The following is a 16245-nucleotide window of genomic DNA, read 5'->3' as shown; positions in this document are numbered from 1 at the left end:
ACACGATATGGAGATAGATGAAGAGACTAAAAGACAGGGAAATTCAGCGAGAGTATCTAGATTTCAGCAAACAGAAGGGGAGTATTCAGAAGAAAATAAGAGAGCCAAGCAAACGGTTGCTTTCTTGACTCTCAAGTCAGGTTAGTGAATAAGCCTAACAACCAGAGAACCCGGTGCTCGTACAGACTCTACGTTATGGCTAATCACCGTTGCCTCTAATGGCGCCGTGTAGACTTCAACTTCGTCACCAAAGCTGTTGTACTGCGTTGCCAGAACTTGGCCTTTGGTCACCTTTTGCATCAGCTCAACATGGCAGATAACGAAGCCCCCCTGCTTTGCACGGACACTCACGATATGATTGCCTTCCACACACTCACGCTGCTGATGGTTACTCTCGCCAGAAATCACCTCATAAGCGGACAGTATATTGAGTAACCCTTGCGTTGCTCGGTCAATCATCGTCAAGTCAGTATAGCGACCAATACCAACTTCGATGGTAATCGAAGGGATATCTGCTCGGTTGTAAACGGTTTCTAAGATACCTGGATCACCCGGGTCATTGAGAATCACATCTGGGTTCACCAACCTCGCCATTCGAATCGCATCAGGCAAACGATAATCGGCAAACACATACAGCGGGTAGGCACTGCCACTGGTTTGCGAATGCAAATCGATTGCTAAATCCGCATTAGGTTTAAGCAGATTCTGCCACAGACTATTGGCATAACGACTGGCATCATCGCCGTCAGGACTGCCGGGAAACACGCGGTTTAAATTGGCTGAAGAGCTGTCTGGCGCGGCAGAATGGAAATCTCGACTGTGGCGCGCAATCCCTGACAAGTTGACAGTTGGGATAATCGTGACCGCTCCGGCTATCTCTTTTTTGGTCAGTTCTCGCGCCAGTTTCTGCGCAGTCAATATGCCATTTTGCTCGTCACCGTGAACGCCAGCCGTGATCACCACTCGCTTACCCGCTTGTTTTCCTTTGAAAACTCTGACAGGGAGGGTTTGCGGATGACCAATCGCATCCGTTGCCACTGCAAACCAAAACTTATGCTCACCGGGCTCGAGTGCATTAACATCTAACGCTTGAATGGTTGGATAAGTGGGAACGATGCATTCATTTAGTGATTTGGTCATTTTACTCTCCGGTAAAACTGTCTATTGCTATCAGTTAGACGTTGGCGACAAGTTTTTGCAACAAACGAATAAGTTCTTTTTGTTCAGCGTCATCCAATGCGCTTAAGTATGATTGGTTGATTCCGGCGGGAATCGGAATAAGCTGTTTCTCTAACGCTCGGCCTTGTTCTGTCAAGTAAATACGGAACGAGCGACGGCTTGTTGGATCCGCACGTCGTTCAACCAAACCAAGGTTTTCTAGTTTATCCAAAGTTCGAGTGGTCGTAGAGTTCTCAACTTTCGATTTTCTAGCGATATCTCGTTGAGTCACCCCTTCCTCTTCCCATAAACACATGAGTGTTGGCCAAAGCGCAATGGTTAAGCCGTGTTGTTTTAGCTCAGCATCAAACGATTTGGCAGCATCATTAGCAAGTACATTGATTAACCAGCCAAAACTGGTTTGTCGGTCAAATTCCGGGCTCATAGAGGTGATTTACCTTTCTCTCAAATTAGGCTGAAAGCGCAACTATTGCCATGGTAACTGATGTCGCCACCACAAGCACGCCTAAAGCACGTCGATGTGAAGCAAAGAATAGACCGAGCTGAGCGTGACCGTTTTTCTGAACCCCAGAGATCATCGCCCAAGTCAGCGGTTTGGAGCGCAATTTGTAATAGACAATTGCCGCGACATGTAAACCAATCAGCGCAGGAAGAACATTGACCAAACCCAAATGCATCGATTCAAGTGCGGCAAAAAGAGTGTCTGTTAACCACAACTCCGAAAAGGGTAGGTTATCCAGCATTCCCGCTAACGCCAACCCTGATATACATTGGAGTAGTAACGCGGAGATCATGGCTACGACCATCCAACCTCCCGCAGGATTATGCCCGGGTTTCGTTGGTTCGTTACCCAAGAGGTAACGCAAAACGACTTTGGGCGAACGGAGAAATTGCTTGAAGCGACTGGTTTCGCTCCCCACTTGCCCCCAGATAAGTCGCCAGATTAGTAAAGTGAACAATGCAAGTCCTAACTGTATGTGTGGACCACTTCCTGAGAAACCACTCGCCATTAAGCCAATAAACAACAAGGCCTGTAGCCAGTGATAGACGCGTGTCGCTAAGTCCCAAACTTTCATATTTGCTCCAGTTTATTTCGTAACAATCATTTCATTTGCATTAATTTACACAGCAATAGTTGCAATTGCAACTATTGCTGTGTAAATTGATCCACATCGACAAGAAATGATCCTGTCGTGACTCACTACTAGAAAGAGATCGAAATATGAAAGTAACTATCGTCAGCTTACTGTTTGCTCTGCCCGCTCTTGCTGTCGCTCAGACCAATATTGATCCAATAGATCAGCGCCAAAAAGCATTCAGTCAAATTGAAGACGTCGCGAAACAAGCAAACAAAACACTTAATGGTGCATCTACCGACTGGGCTTTACTCATCGAGCAGAGTGAAACTCTCTACAAAAATAGCCACACATTGAGCTCACTGTTCCCAGAAGGGAGCGATACGGGAAGTAAGGCAAAAAGCGACATTTGGCTCAAGCCAGAGAAATTTGAACAACTGCTTGCTCAGATGGATGAAGGGTTCGAAGCACTTTACTTCGCCAGTAAGAATCAAGACTACAAACGAGCTCAGCAAGGCTTAGATTCTGCTGAGCAAACTTGTCGCAATTGCCATCGCAGTTACCGCTCACGCTGGTAAACCCTACTCATTGATCCAAAGGAAAATAACATGAAAAAATTAGCCTACATCGCTCTTATCACGACACTTTTCACCACAGCATCCGCCTTCGCTGCTGACTTTGCTGTTGAGCTCGAATGGAACACCGACAATGCTCAACAAGTACTGGATACCATGGCAGAACAAAGAGCCGCATTTGGAAAATTGGTGGAAGAAGGTGAGATCAAAGATATGTTTGTTTCTCGGAGCCAAATTGATGGTAAGCCCTTGCAAATGCTGCGTTTCGTTATTGAAGCAGACAGTGAAGAGCACGTCTCTACCAAGCTCAAACAGTTACCGTTATACCAAAAAGAGCTAGTCAATATCGCCAACGTCCAACCCATGGGTTCAAAATGGCTAGATAACACTCCGGTCTATAACAACTACGGTGTGACTTTTACCTGGAAGCAAGGTGTAGAAGCATTAGAAATGGATCGCGTACTCGGGATCGATCTTCAGCGTGTGATCAGCTTGAATCAAGCGGGGCTTGTGACGTCTTCCTACTTAAATACTCAGACCTTGGAAAATGGATTGGTTCGTCCAATATACTCGGTGTCTTTTCTTGCCGAAGATGCCAATCACGCGGCAGAACTAAGCAAGCAGTTTGAAGCCGTAACTTTGGGCTACGCAACAATCGAAGTCATTCATCTCGGTCACAAACTCGACCTTAACCGATAACCCCCTCTTACATCGACATCAGAGCTGAACATGAGAGATAAACTAATCCACTTTATCAACGAAATCGCTACGATCATGTATGTCGGAGGAATATTCTCACACATTGTAATTGGAGCGGTATTAGGCCACGAAGATCCAGTAACGGCGTATCATGTTGGGGTCTATAAAGAGCTAAGCGCCTACATTTTAATCCTGCCAGGTCTAGCACTAAAAGTGTGTGTAGATTTATACCTGTTCACTCACTATGAACGTGTACCGAACTGGTTAAAAATGAAGTTAGCTTGCATCGCTTTTTTAGCCGTGAACGCCTTCGTTTTCTTGGTACCTATGATGCCGGAGCTAGTAACGCTAGCCCAAACATCAATGGTTAATGGAGAACTAAGCCGTGACTATGTAGAGAGAGCCAGCTTAGAGCAGTTGATAGGAGCATCTAATGCACTTCCATTGATACTGGAGTTATTGCTTGGCTCCTTTAAGCCAAAGTTATTTGGTGAACGCGCATCATAAAAGCAACCCGCAGCGGAAAGCAATCGGGCCACATTTCTGTGACCCGACTGTTTTTAAGTTTCTCTGGTTGAGGTAACAACGACACTAAACAATATCAGCGCCCCACCAGCCAACTGAATTAAGCTCAGTGATTCTTGCAACCAGACCATGGCAAAAATAGCACCAAACAGAGGCTCACTTCCCATCAGCAACGACACTCGGGTCGGTGATGTTCTGCGGACGGCATAGTTTTGGACATAGAAAGCAAACAAAGTGCAAAACAAAACCAAGTAAGCCACGGTAATCCAAAACTCTGTCGATGTCGGTAGTACAAACTCAGAAGCAGGCAAGTAAACCAACGCTCCAACGATCGCACAAGATGCCACCACTAACGATTGAAGCGATGTCAAAGTCGATGTTGTTATCTCCTTTCCTTCCGTAAAACGCTTAGTGAGTGTCACCATAAGCGCACGTAATAGCGCTGCGGTAAGGATAAAGTAGTCCCCAGTATTGAGCGAAAACTCAATGCCTTGCTCACTGGTAAGTAGCAGCACACCAACCACACTGCACACCGTCAGCCCCAACAACATATTACTGACACGTTTTTTGTTGATGATTAACTCAGCGAATGCCGTCAGGATCACGGTCAAACTGATGAGAAATGCTGCATTGGATGCTGAGGTTTGCGAAACCCCAAACACTTCGCAGAAAAAAATCGCCGATAGAATAAAGCCTGTCGGAATCGCAATCTTCCAGTCTTTATTGAGCCCTCGGCGAAAGTCTCGAATCACTACAGGTAGCATACATAAAAAAGTGATTGAGAAACGTATGGAAATGAAGAGTAAAACACTGGTGTAAACCAAGGCACTTTTGGTGAGCCCGTAACTCGTTCCCCAAAACACGGCCACTAATAGTAGTAGTGACTCTGTTACGGGAAACTTAAAACTCCCTTTTTTTAACGAACTCGTTGCCGTCGTCATGTCATTCCTCCATTTTTGTAAAAGCGATCACGAGTACATCCCTGTACGCGCATTTTTCCGAACTTTCTGGCCGAATGGCCGACACTTCGTGCATTGTCTCCGAATCGTCGGCCATGACGATGTCAAAGGTCTTATCAAGCATTAAGCGCTCAAGTTCGTTTTGGTTTGCATCCGTTATGGTCGTCATTCCGCCCATAACGTTGTTTCTGTTGATCATCATTGAAGCAATATAAGTGACTCCATCCCGATGTAACCCTTCAGGTGTCGGTTGCCCCGCTTCAAAGTCATCCGCAATAATGCGATAGGGATGTAAACGTATATTCCATTTGGTTGCTTGCCCTTCTGCACCGTCATAAATATCGCTCATCAAACAAAGCAGACGTTCCAGAATTGGTGAGGTGACAAACCGGTCTGTTAGAGGTTCAAAATGACGCTCAATGTCACCATTTAGGTTATTGATGTAAGAAGGCTGAACATAGGGTTCGTGAGGCAACATGGTGATCTCGTGGCTACCGGGAAGCTTCATAAATTGTCCGTAGCGACGATAGCGATATGTGCCACCATCCGCCATATACTGATCCCGCTCCAGTTGACTCCAGCAATGTTTAAATCTGACCACTTCATCGACATTGGTTTGCAGCAATGAAGTCATCTGTTTACCTCCAACAAAAACGTATTGGTTCTGCTTGAGGATCTCAGTGATCACCGATTTATTTTTGCTTGTCGTGTGCATAACATTCTGCATGGAATGTTCCTCCCTATGATACGACCTGTTGGGCATGCTCTGATGTGTTATCGAGAGCAAGTGAACGTAGGCTACGCTGATGTGCAACCTCCACTTCCCAAGCATCTCGGTCACACAAGTACCTTGGATTCTCAGCAACTATGCTTGTTGCCAGAGCATTACCTCGGCTTAAGTTGAATAGGACACTGCCAGAAACGAATTCGGCAGTGTGAGCAATGAACGCATAGCTAGCTTTTTGCAACATGCTGCCAAAGCGGCCTTCAACAGCCTCTTGAGTCCACATGTCGTTATGTATCGCTTTAGCCTTGAGTACATCGGTAGGTAAAACCGCTGTTTCCAGCAGCTTATAAGCCTTCATCAGGAGAGCAGCGGCAGGTGCTTCTCGCACTTCTAATACCTTTTCGTCCTGATCGAGATGGTCAAACCCTACAAATCGACCGATCTCATACGCGCCAACGTGGTTGTTAATGAAGGCAATTAACTCGAGTAAATTGATAGGATTGTCGTTCAAAGTAACTGGATAACCTTGAAGAAAACCTATCTTGATTTGATCGTTTTCTAACTGTTTCTCCGTCTGCCAACGAGACCAAGTAAACAGTGATTCGGACACCGTGAACTGTTCTGGATTGTCCAAAACACCAGATTCAAATTCGCGGCACCATAAATTGGAATCGCCACTCACATTGCGGCTTTTAAAGCCGACTAACCCAGAATGAAACAATGCTTTGGCCTTGTCTTCTCTGGGTAATGCAGAGTATTCGTAAGGAGAGCCGTAATATCCTGTAAATCCGGCTTTTTCAATGGCACCGTTAAGGCGTCTTAAACTGTTTTGTGATTGATTAGCCGTATGAATAATGGCGTCACACTCCAGTATCTCTGCAAGTTCTAGTGCTTTTTTAACTATGATAGGCCGTGAGAGCGAAGAACTAACGGGGTAATCGCCAAGATACAGAGCTTGCGCTTGAATAGCAGAGACTAAACTGTGTTCTACAAATTCCTGCCTAGCATCGATGATTTTCAAATCAAACCCATAATGGTCAGTGATCAGCCTTAAGCTTGATTCTTCTATACCATCACCCAAGTCAACCGCCAATGCAGTCACCTTAGCTTGGCTGTTCTTTAGTAACTCCAATACATAAGAGCTATCGAGTCCTCCACTGAATAAGGTCAAAATGTGCTTCGAAACGCTGGCAACAGCCATCACATCCTCGATACTTCTGATCTTCTTCATGCTTCACGTCCTTTATTCTTTTTTGTTGTTGTCAATTGACTTAATTAGTATCCATAAGTAACTTAAACGAAACAATACAGCCATAATGCAAAGGATAATTGCGCCATGGACACAAATAGGCTTATTCCTCTTCTTTCTGAGATGGCAATCTTCGTTAACGTGGTTGAGTCTGGGAGTTTCTCCCAAACCGCGAAGAAATTGGGCGTTTCTCCCTCCTCAGTCAGCCGTTCAATAACGCGTCTTGAAAGTGCGTTAGAAGAAAAACTGTTGGAGCGAACCACGCGACAAATGCGGTTGAGTTCGACAGGGCAAGAGGTCTACAGCCTATGCAGTGACATGATGAACTCAGCGAAAATGGCCGTTTCTGCTGCCCAAGTGGATAAGACAGATGTCTCAGGCTCATTACGAGTAGCGGCACCTAAAGCCTTGTCTAGGCAGGTATTAATGCCGTTCATCCTCGACTTTATCGATGATTATCCTAACGTTTCTCTCCAACTAAAAGTGGCGGATCATTACATTGATCCAATTGGCGATGAGGTTGACATCATTATCATGATCACCGACAAACCGATGGAAGGGTTAATTGCAAAGCCACTCGGACACTGTCGGCTCGTTTTGTGTGCGAGTCCAGAGTACATTGAGCAATATGGAATGCCGATTCACCCACAGGATATTTCTGGGCACAATTGCTTATGTTTAGGTGAGAACCCACGTGACCGTGTATGGGAATTTACTAATAATAACAAGAAGGTATCGATAAACGTCAATGGGTCATTTATCGTCAATCACAGTGAAATTCGGCGCGAAGCGGTATTGAGAGGGGTCGGTCTCTCCGTATTCCCTGAATTCGCCATTCAATCGTACATCGATTCAGGCCAGGTTATCGAAGTGCTGCGCGATTGGCATGTAGGTGGCAACTATCAAGGAAAAATTATTGCGCAGTATGCACAATCTAAATATATTCCTAGTCAAATCAAGACCTTCATTGAATATATCCAAAACAGGTTAGTGTAATCATTCTAAAAAAAGCGAAGTATTCACTTCGCTTTTTCCTCCTTACAACAACGCCTCTAACTTGCTGGTAAGCGCTTCAGCTAACTGGTGAGTCGCTATGTTTCTATCGATCACCGATGAGGCCACTTGACCACATTCAACAACCCTTAACCAGTCAGCAATCATATTCTCAAAACCTTTGCTTGCTAACATAGGTGTCCAGTCCTTGAGCATCAATGATTGCTCGCCCGCTTGTTGCCACTTTTTACCGCCAACAAATGAATCAAACTCAAGCGCCACGTTTTGATAGCTTGCCGATACCCGCTCGCGGGTAATACCAAACTGTCGGTTCATTGAGGCGTGCAACAACGCCCCACCAGCTTGCCACTGAACATCCAATCTCGAAAGTAACCTTCCACTCATTTGATGCGTTACATACACATCAGACAGATCCGATTTTCGGTTTAAGTTGATGCTATCAAGCGGGTGAATGAAATCATCAAAAACGAAAGTGCGTATTTCTCCTGCATGATCAAAACGATGCTTCTCCCAACGCAATGAGGTCAACTGACCAAGGTCGCCATTCGCTAGCTCAGGAATATGGTCGTTATACAGTGGAATGTGACGTCGATTAAAACCCACGTACAAGGGGCAATGATATTTAACGGACAACTCGTAAAGCCTTTCAACATCCGCCGCGCTGTCGGCTAAAGGTTTATCCACAAAGGTTGCAACGCCATGCTGTAAGAAAAAGCTCGCGATTTCGGTATGAGCAAAGGTCGCCGCATGAATCATAACGGCGTCAACACCCAACTCAAGCAATTGGCGATAATCTACACAGTATTTATCTACCCGATATTGCTGTGCAAGTGCCTCAAGCGTTTCACGATTTCGCGTACAAAACACAGGTTCAACGTCGACGAGTTGAGTGATAACAGGCAAATATGCTTTCTGAGCAATATCCCCCAAACCGATAATGCCAATTGTCAGCATGTCGTTAGCTCCACTTTAAAATACGAACTTCGTTACCCTCGTCTGGCTGGCGAGGAATATTGAGAGAGAGCAGCAGTGAGACGCAAGCCATCGCTGCACCGATGTAAAACACAGCCGCAGGCGAGATTAACCAAATGAACCCAAAGCTTACCGGGATAAACACCGCTGCAATATGGTTAATCGTAAATGAGACGCCTGCTGTTGAAGCCATGTCAGCAGGGTCTGCAATTTTCTGGAAGTAAGTTTTAATCGCTAAAGCCAGTGCGAAGAACAGGTGATCAATCACATACAGCGCCGCTGCCCACTCCGCAGTTTGCACCATTGCGTACCCGACAAACACCCCAATCAAACCCACGTATTCAAACATCAGCGCCTTACGTTCACCAACTTTACCGATAAAGCGACCAATCTTTTTCGCAAACAAGAAGTTAAACAGATAGTTAATCAAAAACAGTACGGTAATATCAGCGGCTGAATAACCAAATTTTTCAACCATCAAAAAACCAGCAAAGACGGTAAAAATTTGTCGACGTGCTCCACTCATGAAGGTCAGAGCGTAGTAGAGCCAGTAGCGCTTTCTCAGCACCAATTTTTTGTTCTGCGGTACATCTGATTTGAACTGAGGAAAGGCAAACGTCATCCAAACAACCAGCGCAAAACCAATACCACCAAAAGTCAGGTAAACCCACTCAAAGTCCATTTTGAACACTTCGAGACAAACCCAAAGAGCTCCATAGGTACATAACGAAGCCAATGCTCCAACAGAAATAAACTTACCTAACATTTCTGGCGCTTCATCTTTGGTCAGCCACTGTAAAGACAGCGACTGTTTTAGCGTTTCGAAATAGTGAAAGCCTGTCGACATCAGCAATGTGGTCATCAACAATCCGAATAGACTAGGGAAAAAACCGGTAATCGCAGTGCCCAAGGTCAGTGCTGCTAATGACAACAGCATAAAGCGTTGCTCACGAATAAAGAGCAGAACAAAAACGGCGGTAAAAGCCAGAAACCCTGGAATTTCACGTACGCTCTGTAACAAGCCGATATCTGAACCATCAAAGTTAGCCCGTTCGATAACAAAGTTGTTCAACAGCGCCATCCAACTTGAGAACGCAATAGGTACAACGATTGAGATGATCAATAAAAAGTTTTGTGGGGTTTTCCAAGATGAATCAGAGCGGGTCATGGTTCCTTTCCTTGTCCTGACGAGGGCGAATCCTATGCGCTGCATACGAAGCCAAGATGATGACAAAGCGGCTATGTAAGAAGCAATGCGCATAATAATTCCGACTGTAACACGTAATGCCTTGCTGTTGTTGTGAAAAGTAGGGTTACACAGATTTCACAAAACTCACTCGTATCGTTAACCCTATTAACTGTCGGTATTTGTCCGCCCTACACTTGGTTATACTCGCCGCGATTTAAATTAAAGCTCTGGATTTACGATTCAGCTCGCTAACAGGAAAGACAATGACTAATTATGTAGTATGCGCACTGTATAAATTTGTGCGACTTGAAGATTATGTAGACCTACAAACGCCGCTTAAAACCTTGATGGAGCAACATGAGATTCGTGGAACTCTGCTCCTCGCTAATGAAGGGATCAATGGTACCGTTGCCGCGACTCGTGAAGGGGTCGACGCGCTACTCGCATGGTTTAAGCAAGATGAGCGTCTAGCGGATATTGTTTATAAAGAATCCTTTGAAGCAAGCCAACCATTCAATCGCACGAAAGTGAAACTCAAAAAAGAGATTGTGACATTGGGTGTTGAAGGCATTGATCCACGCCACGTGGTAGGCACTTATGTAAAACCAGCCGATTGGAACGAACTCATCTCCGACCCAGAGGTTTTCGTTGTTGATACGCGCAACGATTACGAGATTGAGATCGGTACATTTGAAAATGCCGTCAACCCTAAGACTGACACATTTCGTGAATTTCCTGACTACGTCGCTGAAAACATGGACCCGACGAAACACAAGAAAGTCGCCATGTTCTGTACGGGTGGAATTCGTTGTGAAAAATCGACGGCTTACATGAAAGAACAAGGATTTGAAGAGGTTTACCATCTAGAAGGTGGGATCTTGAAGTACTTGGAAGAAGTGCCTGAAGAAGAAAGTATGTGGAACGGCGACTGTTACGTGTTTGATGGACGCGTCGCAGTTAACCACCAGCTACAGAAAAGTGACTATGAAATGTGTAATGCTTGTCGCTTACCGATTACTCAGCAAGACATGGAATCTGAGGCCTACGAGAAAGGCGTAAGTTGTCCGAAATGCATAGATAAGCACACCGACGAACAAAAAGCACGTTTCCGAGAACGTGAGAAACAAGTACAACTGGCAAATGCACGTGGTGAAACCCACGTAGGTGGTGAAGCCGATAACGTTATCGCCAAGCGTCGTCAAGAGAAACTAGCCCGCAAAGAGCAGCAGCGAAAAGCAAAATAACCTCAATTAACTTTGCTACTCAGTATTCAGACCTGCTGGTTTTCAAAGGGAGTCACGGCTCCCTTTTTCATAGCCAATCAATAAATAAGTAAATAACCAGCCATAACAACCTCTGTTCCCATCAACCCGCCAAAATCCAAAATAACGTCTGTAAATTAATTTTAAAACAATGCTTTAACAATTCTTACTTTCACGCTAATGTGGAGCAATGTTTAACCAGTCAGAGAGATGTTTATGGAAATTGTCATCCGCCCTACTCTAGTCAGCGATGCTGCCGCTTTAAGTGAAATTTACTCGCAACCTAGTGCTCAACGCGAGACCCTCCAGCTGCCAATGCCATCAGTGACCATGTGGACCCAACGACTGGAAAACATACCGACCGGTGTCTATAGCTTCGTTGCAGAAGTAGATGGTAAGGTCGTGGGTAACATAGGTTTTGAACAGGCTCAACGACCTAGGATCAGCCACTGCGCTACGTTTGGGATCGGTGTTCACGACGACTACCACGGTCTAGGCATCGGTAGCAAACTGATTCAAACCGTTATCGATCTCGCTGACAACTGGCTTCAGGTGAAGCGAATACATTTAGAAGTGAACGTCGATAATGAAAAAGCCATCGCGTGCTACAAAAAATTTGGCTTCGAGATCGAAGGTGAGTTTAAAGCCGCTTCATTCCGAGAAGGGAAGTACATAAACACCTATTCAATGGCCAGAGTCATCATCTAGAAACAGCCCCAACCACGCCTAAAAGCTTGGCTGGGGTTAAGCTTATCTCACACCCAATTCATTGAGCGCTCTTTCGGTAAGTCGCTCAGTATAAGGATTGATTTTCCAGTGCTCTGGGCTCCACCCTTTTACAGAACGTTGGAAGTCTGCCCAAGCAATCGCAAATAAAGGTCTCCACTTACGCTCAACATCCTCTCGGTCAATATCGGGTTGATGCTGATTTAACGCTCTACGAAGGTGCCCAAAGTAGCAGTCAAGAAGCCAAGCTTCCATCTTGGCACATTGCTTAGGTAGAACCGCGCTGCTCATAAACAGAGCGACATCTTTCATCGCACATCCTTTGCCAACATATTGGAAGTCAACCGCAGCCGCGCGCTGACCATCAACAGAAAAACAGAAGTTTGCAAGTTTGGCGTCCCCGTGTACCAGTGTCTGATACGGAGCCTGAGTCAGTACCTCATCAATTATGCTGGCCGCCGCACTTAAACGCTGGTCGTTCAGAGCCGCCAACTCATCGGGTCTCGTTGCCAAGTGCCAGTATGTGCCAGTCGGCCAAAGTCGTTCCCCTCCCGTGCCTATATGTTGCGCATGAAAGTAAGCAAGCCACTCTAAGCAGGCACTTAGCTGTTCCAAGGATGCCTCTTTAACAACGGCGGGGTAACCTAGGAACTGCAAATCTTGCATTACAAGTAGCATCTCATCATTTTGCAGCTTTACCTTGAGTGGCTGTGGTACGGGTGATGATTGCAAATGTTGCTCAGCATAGTCTTGATAGAAGGCTAACTCTACCTGATAAGATTTGAGCTTTCTTTGATGAGCAAGATCGGTATTCCAACCCCGCGGGTGGTGCTCAGGTTTTGGTAGTCTTACATGCTTAACAACAACACTGCTGTCATCAACATAAAGCCTCACCAGTTCACCATACCCTCCCCAAAGGGTCTGTAACACCTGCTTGGAATGGAGGGTAGTGAAACCCAGCTCTTGAACTAACGGTAGGTAATTAGACTCTTGCATCATTACGCTTTTAGGTGTGCCCATTCAGGGTGACGATTGAGATAGTGAACCACGTAAGAGCAGATTGGAACAACTTTGACCTGCATCTTTTCCAATTCTGGTAACACCGCTTCCATCATCACTTTGCCATAGCCTTTGCCTTGCAGTTCGTCTGGCACTCTGGTTGAGGTAATCGAATAGGTATTATCTTCAACGGTGAACTTAACCACAGCGTAGTGCTCCTGCTCTAAATGGACGCGGAATTGCTGCAACTCCGGCTCAAAAAGTACCGTATTGGCCATAATTAACTCCTAAATTGATACATAGCTCAAATAAATCTAACTATTGGTATTTGAACAAATTCTTTCGCATACTTAGAATTTATACCAGTCTGAGCATTTAGACGGAAAAAGAATAATAACGTGCGTGAATTTATCATGCGCGGGCAACGGAGGCTAGATGAGTACTCAGGCAGCAGCGATGAAAGAACAAAGTTCCAGTCCATACAATAAGCAGAGGAATGTCGTTACATTAAACAGTATTGACGCTCTCGCGATGGTTGAACACGGTGGTGAGTTCACCATGAGCATTACCACCCCTGTCGGACGTACTTTCCGTTGTAAAACTGCGTTTATAGGTACTCACTCCGATAGCATCATATTAGCTGAGTTACCGAAGATCTCTGATGACGATTTGGCCTTCTATTTTCAAGAAGGGTTTTGGGCAACGGTAAGAGCCATTTCACCACGTGGTGAAGGAGCGATTATCCACTTTAGGACGCAGCTGCAGCACATCGTCAAAGAGCCGCTGCCTATAGTAATGCTATCAATCCCCAAAGACATGCAAGTGTCTCAGTTACGTAAAGAGCCAAGATTTGACGTCAATCTCAACGCTAAGGCGACCACTGAAACTCGTAAGTTAGACTGTGAGATTCGTGACTTGTCGAAAAGCGGTTGTCGTTTTATTGCCCCACCGTTGAGTAGACCGTTTCAAGTTGGCGAAGAAGTCGCCCTCGTTGTGCAAATACATAATGGGAAGCAGATTCAGTTTGAACCTTTATTCGGTACAATTTGCAACCTACAACGTTCAATGCACTACGCGAGATACGGTGTGCAGTTCAACGACATGGGCAAGAACAACGCTAAAATCTTGTTAGCTAATTTGAAATTTGATGGTACGAAGCTGGCTCTTCGCTAACCCCTTACGATTGAGAATGTCGCTCATTGCAAACAATACAAAAACGCCCTGCATTTGCAGGGCGTTGTAATTTAATTAGCCGATAAACGAGATATAACCTTGGAGGATTATCAGGTTAACGATATCGATAAAGAATGCCCCAACGATCGGAACCACCATAAAGGCTTGCGGTGATGGACCGAATTTATTAACCAAAGAGCCCATGTTCATGACCGCGGTCGGCGTCGCACCTAGACCAAATCCACAGTGACCGCCTGCAATCACAGCCGCATCATAGTTTGAACCCATCACCTTAAAGGTGACAAAGTAAGCAAAGATACCCAGCACTACAGATTGCACCGCCAAGATCACCAAGAACGGAATAGCAAGGTCAAAAATATTCCACAGTTTAAGGCTCATGAGCGCCATTGCCAAAAACAGCGACAACGAAACCGTGCCCAGAATATCGACCGTCTCTGTATCGACCTTACTTACCTTAGTCACTTCGAGAATATTAGTGATAAACACGCCAATAAACAGTGCGTAAACAAAATCAGGAATCATCAACCAGCTGATCTCAAACCCAGACACCCATTGCTCTAGATACTTAGCACCCGTCACACAAATCAGCAGAATGAACAGCACTTCGATCACTTTCTTCGCTGTTACCTTGTCTTCTTCGTATTCGTTGTACGTGACAACTTCGGGGAATTTTTCATGGGTTTGCGTGCCACGGCCATACTCTGACTCAAAACCATTTTTGTCGATCAGCTTTTGCGCAACCGGACTACCGATGATACCGCCGATGATAAGACCGAATGTTGCCGACGCCATCGCGATTTCTAACGTATTGCTCATACCATATGTATCAGAGAACGTCTGCGACCAAGCTGCGCCAGTACCGTGACCACCAGACAGAGTGATCGAGCCAGCAATCAGACCCATTAACGGGTCTAACCCCAATGCCGTTGCTAAAGAAACCCCTACGCCGTTTTGAATGATGATATAAAACGAAGCCACAGCGAGGAACAGAAACACTTTAGCGCCACCTTTCATTAGCTGAGTGTAGTTCGCAGCAAGGCCAACCGTGCTAAAGAACATCAGCATAAAGGTGTTTTGTAACGGAAGAGAAAACTCAAGATCCACACCTTGGAAGTGCATTACCGTAATGAAAATGGCCACGATAAGACCGCCCACGATAGGCTCAGGAATGTTGAATTTCTTCAGGATTGGTAGCTTAGAATTAACAAAGTGACCCAAGAACAATACGCTAATCGCGATTAAGAAAGATTCTAGTGGTCCAATTGAAATTATCTGATTCATATAACCTCTTTATTGTGTGTCACTCATCTTCCCTAACGAGTTAAGAGCCCTTGGCTCAACGTTCGAACCTATCGTCGCCTCTCGGCGGCTGGTGCGAACAGAACTAATCACATTTCTCTATTGAAAAACTTCCTCTAAACAGTGGTGAATTCCACTCTATTTCAACAGTTGAACCCTAAGTTTTGCTTAGGGTGACGAAAAGAAAGCGCACATTATTAATAAAAATGGGGCGATTTGTCGAGTGTTGACTGATATTGATGATAGGTTTCGCTGTAAACGTCTCGCAGTTGAGATGTCTCGAACATAAGAAGAGAGTTAAGTTTTACCAATTTTTAGGCAAAAAAATAGCCAATCGCAAAAAGGGCGATTGGCTTATATATTGTGTGAACAAAATTCATTCACTAACAACGTCAGTTGGCTAGGTGACCCTCGGCTTAAGAAGGGTCACTCTTACTAATGCAGTATGCGTGCCAACTTTAAAACCATCATTTATGAAGGCTGAACCGCATTTTTTACTCAAATCAGATTACCAATATGCAATATGAAAATTGCATTTTGCAAATCATTGCAATTTCATATTAAACAAAGCTCTTATAAACACTTCTATCATTTTATTTTT

General features: G+C 45.1%; 18 protein-coding genes. 7 read left to right on the top strand and 11 right to left on the bottom strand.

The genetic code is table 11. From position 1 onward, the window contains the following. Window positions 1-141: 141 nt before the first annotated feature. From RH45_RS01095 to RH45_RS01085, 3 genes are read right to left on the bottom strand one after another with little or no spacing between them, the layout of a single operon-like run. Window positions 142-1140: a succinylglutamate desuccinylase/aspartoacylase family protein gene (locus RH45_RS01095; protein WP_008072786.1), complete on the bottom strand. Its 999-nt coding sequence runs from the start codon at window positions 1138-1140 to the stop codon at window positions 142-144. 34 nt (window positions 1141-1174) lie between these two features. Then, on the bottom strand, window positions 1175-1603 hold the full coding sequence (locus RH45_RS01090; protein WP_008072785.1) for a MarR family winged helix-turn-helix transcriptional regulator: 429 nt from the start codon (window positions 1601-1603) through the stop codon (window positions 1175-1177). Window positions 1604-1628: 25 nt separating this feature from the next. Further along, window positions 1629-2255, bottom strand: coding sequence for a cytochrome b/b6 domain-containing protein (locus RH45_RS01085; RefSeq protein ID WP_008072784.1), 627 nt, complete (start codon window positions 2253-2255; stop codon window positions 1629-1631). Between the two features lie 146 nt (window positions 2256-2401). On the opposite strand from RH45_RS01085, the gene RH45_RS01080 reads away from it, so the two are divergent. The 3 genes from RH45_RS01080 to RH45_RS01070 are packed head-to-tail and all read left to right on the top strand — an operon-like array spanning window position 2402 to window position 4036. Next, window positions 2402-2833 carry a c-type cytochrome gene (locus RH45_RS01080; protein ID WP_008072783.1) on the top strand — a complete coding sequence of 144 codons (432 nt, stop codon included), beginning with the start codon at window positions 2402-2404 and terminating at the stop codon, window positions 2831-2833. Window positions 2834-2863: 30 nt separating this feature from the next. Beyond that, a complete protein-coding gene (locus RH45_RS01075) occupies window positions 2864-3529 on the top strand; it encodes a PH domain-containing protein (RefSeq protein ID WP_008072782.1) in 666 nt (221 codons plus the stop codon). A 30-nt stretch (window positions 3530-3559) separates the two neighbouring features. Beyond that, window positions 3560-4036 carry a hypothetical protein gene (locus RH45_RS01070; RefSeq protein ID WP_008072781.1) on the top strand — a complete coding sequence of 159 codons (477 nt, stop codon included), beginning with the start codon at window positions 3560-3562 and terminating at the stop codon, window positions 4034-4036. Window positions 4037-4089: 53 nt separating this feature from the next. On the opposite strand, the gene RH45_RS01065 is transcribed toward RH45_RS01070, so the two are convergent. From RH45_RS01065 to RH45_RS01055, 3 genes are read right to left on the bottom strand one after another with little or no spacing between them, the layout of a single operon-like run. Next, window positions 4090-4995 (bottom strand): DMT family transporter, encoded by a 906-nt coding sequence (locus tag RH45_RS01065; protein WP_008072780.1) that lies wholly within the window; start codon window positions 4993-4995, stop codon window positions 4090-4092. 1 nt (window position 4996) lies between these two features. Next, window positions 4997-5728: a 2OG-Fe dioxygenase family protein gene (locus RH45_RS01060; RefSeq protein ID WP_241211621.1), complete on the bottom strand. Its 732-nt coding sequence runs from the start codon at window positions 5726-5728 to the stop codon at window positions 4997-4999. A 25-nt stretch (window positions 5729-5753) separates the two neighbouring features. After that, entirely contained in the window at window positions 5754-6971 is a 1218-nt protein-coding gene (locus RH45_RS01055) for an argininosuccinate synthase-related protein (RefSeq protein ID WP_008072777.1), read from the bottom strand. Between the two features lie 105 nt (window positions 6972-7076). Here RH45_RS01055 and RH45_RS01050 point away from each other — a divergent pair, with 105 nt between their 5' ends. Beyond that, a complete protein-coding gene (locus tag RH45_RS01050) occupies window positions 7077-7985 on the top strand; it encodes a LysR family transcriptional regulator (RefSeq protein ID WP_008072774.1) in 909 nt (302 codons plus the stop codon). A gap of 42 nt (window positions 7986-8027) precedes the next feature. Here RH45_RS01050 and RH45_RS01045 read toward each other — a convergent pair whose 3' ends face one another. Then, a complete protein-coding gene (locus RH45_RS01045) occupies window positions 8028-8954 on the bottom strand; it encodes a Gfo/Idh/MocA family protein (RefSeq protein ID WP_039958105.1) in 927 nt (308 codons plus the stop codon). 7 nt (window positions 8955-8961) lie between these two features. Continuing rightward, window positions 8962-10143: an MFS transporter gene (locus RH45_RS01040; protein WP_008072770.1), complete on the bottom strand. Its 1182-nt coding sequence runs from the start codon at window positions 10141-10143 to the stop codon at window positions 8962-8964. A gap of 284 nt (window positions 10144-10427) precedes the next feature. Here RH45_RS01040 and trhO point away from each other — a divergent pair, with 284 nt between their 5' ends. Together trhO and RH45_RS01030 are read left to right on the top strand one after the other, a co-directional pair. Continuing rightward, window positions 10428-11408: an oxygen-dependent tRNA uridine(34) hydroxylase TrhO gene (gene trhO, locus RH45_RS01035; RefSeq protein WP_008072768.1), complete on the top strand. Its 981-nt coding sequence runs from the start codon at window positions 10428-10430 to the stop codon at window positions 11406-11408. 234 nt (window positions 11409-11642) lie between these two features. After that, window positions 11643-12134 carry a GNAT family N-acetyltransferase gene (locus tag RH45_RS01030; RefSeq protein WP_008072766.1) on the top strand — a complete coding sequence of 164 codons (492 nt, stop codon included), beginning with the start codon at window positions 11643-11645 and terminating at the stop codon, window positions 12132-12134. Window positions 12135-12176: 42 nt separating this feature from the next. Here the strand turns inward: RH45_RS01030 and RH45_RS01025 are convergent, their stop codons facing one another. Then, entirely contained in the window at window positions 12177-13151 is a 975-nt protein-coding gene (locus RH45_RS01025) for a phosphotransferase (protein WP_008072765.1), read from the bottom strand. Further along, window positions 13151-13429: a GNAT family N-acetyltransferase gene (locus RH45_RS01020; RefSeq protein WP_008072764.1), complete on the bottom strand. Its 279-nt coding sequence runs from the start codon at window positions 13427-13429 to the stop codon at window positions 13151-13153. Before RH45_RS01020 ends, RH45_RS01025 begins: the two co-directional genes overlap by 1 nt. A 157-nt stretch (window positions 13430-13586) precedes the next feature. Between RH45_RS01020 and RH45_RS01015 the strand changes: the two genes are divergently transcribed. Then, entirely contained in the window at window positions 13587-14324 is a 738-nt protein-coding gene (locus RH45_RS01015; protein WP_008072763.1) for a flagellar brake protein, read from the top strand. A 75-nt stretch (window positions 14325-14399) separates the two neighbouring features. Here the strand turns inward: RH45_RS01015 and gltS are convergent, their stop codons facing one another. Beyond that, window positions 14400-15626 (bottom strand): sodium/glutamate symporter, encoded by a 1227-nt coding sequence (gene gltS, locus RH45_RS01010; RefSeq protein ID WP_008072762.1) that lies wholly within the window; start codon window positions 15624-15626, stop codon window positions 14400-14402. Window positions 15627-16245 lie beyond the last annotated feature (619 nt).

This window comes from Vibrio sinaloensis DSM 21326, assembly GCF_000189275.1.
GTDB classification, from domain to species: Bacteria; Pseudomonadota; Gammaproteobacteria; order Enterobacterales; family Vibrionaceae; genus Vibrio; species Vibrio sinaloensis.
Note: the sequence above shows the minus strand (reverse complement) of the source record. Positions and strands in the feature narration are given on the sequence as shown.

Coding starts and splice junctions, on each gene's coding strand:
- RH45_RS01060 (WP_241211621.1), bottom strand. CDS start 5,728: ATGCACACGACAAGCAAAAATAAATCGGTGATCACTGAGATCCTCAAG.
- RH45_RS01085 (WP_008072784.1), bottom strand. CDS start 2,255: ATGAAAGTTTGGGACTTAGCGACACGCGTCTATCACTGGCTACAGGCC.
- gltS (WP_008072762.1), bottom strand. CDS start 15,626: ATGAATCAGATAATTTCAATTGGACCACTAGAATCTTTCTTAATCGCG.
- trhO (WP_008072768.1), top strand. CDS start 10,428: ATGACTAATTATGTAGTATGCGCACTGTATAAATTTGTGCGACTTGAA.
- RH45_RS01095 (WP_008072786.1), bottom strand. CDS start 1,140: ATGACCAAATCACTAAATGAATGCATCGTTCCCACTTATCCAACCATT.
- RH45_RS01065 (WP_008072780.1), bottom strand. CDS start 4,995: ATGACGACGGCAACGAGTTCGTTAAAAAAAGGGAGTTTTAAGTTTCCC.
- RH45_RS01075 (WP_008072782.1), top strand. CDS start 2,864: ATGAAAAAATTAGCCTACATCGCTCTTATCACGACACTTTTCACCACA.
- RH45_RS01055 (WP_008072777.1), bottom strand. CDS start 6,971: ATGAAGAAGATCAGAAGTATCGAGGATGTGATGGCTGTTGCCAGCGTT.
- RH45_RS01015 (WP_008072763.1), top strand. CDS start 13,587: ATGAGTACTCAGGCAGCAGCGATGAAAGAACAAAGTTCCAGTCCATAC.
- RH45_RS01050 (WP_008072774.1), top strand. CDS start 7,077: ATGGACACAAATAGGCTTATTCCTCTTCTTTCTGAGATGGCAATCTTC.
- RH45_RS01070 (WP_008072781.1), top strand. CDS start 3,560: ATGAGAGATAAACTAATCCACTTTATCAACGAAATCGCTACGATCATG.
- RH45_RS01030 (WP_008072766.1), top strand. CDS start 11,643: ATGGAAATTGTCATCCGCCCTACTCTAGTCAGCGATGCTGCCGCTTTA.
- RH45_RS01020 (WP_008072764.1), bottom strand. CDS start 13,429: ATGGCCAATACGGTACTTTTTGAGCCGGAGTTGCAGCAATTCCGCGTC.
- RH45_RS01025 (WP_008072765.1), bottom strand. CDS start 13,151: ATGATGCAAGAGTCTAATTACCTACCGTTAGTTCAAGAGCTGGGTTTC.
- RH45_RS01090 (WP_008072785.1), bottom strand. CDS start 1,603: ATGAGCCCGGAATTTGACCGACAAACCAGTTTTGGCTGGTTAATCAAT.
- RH45_RS01080 (WP_008072783.1), top strand. CDS start 2,402: ATGAAAGTAACTATCGTCAGCTTACTGTTTGCTCTGCCCGCTCTTGCT.
- RH45_RS01040 (WP_008072770.1), bottom strand. CDS start 10,143: ATGACCCGCTCTGATTCATCTTGGAAAACCCCACAAAACTTTTTATTG.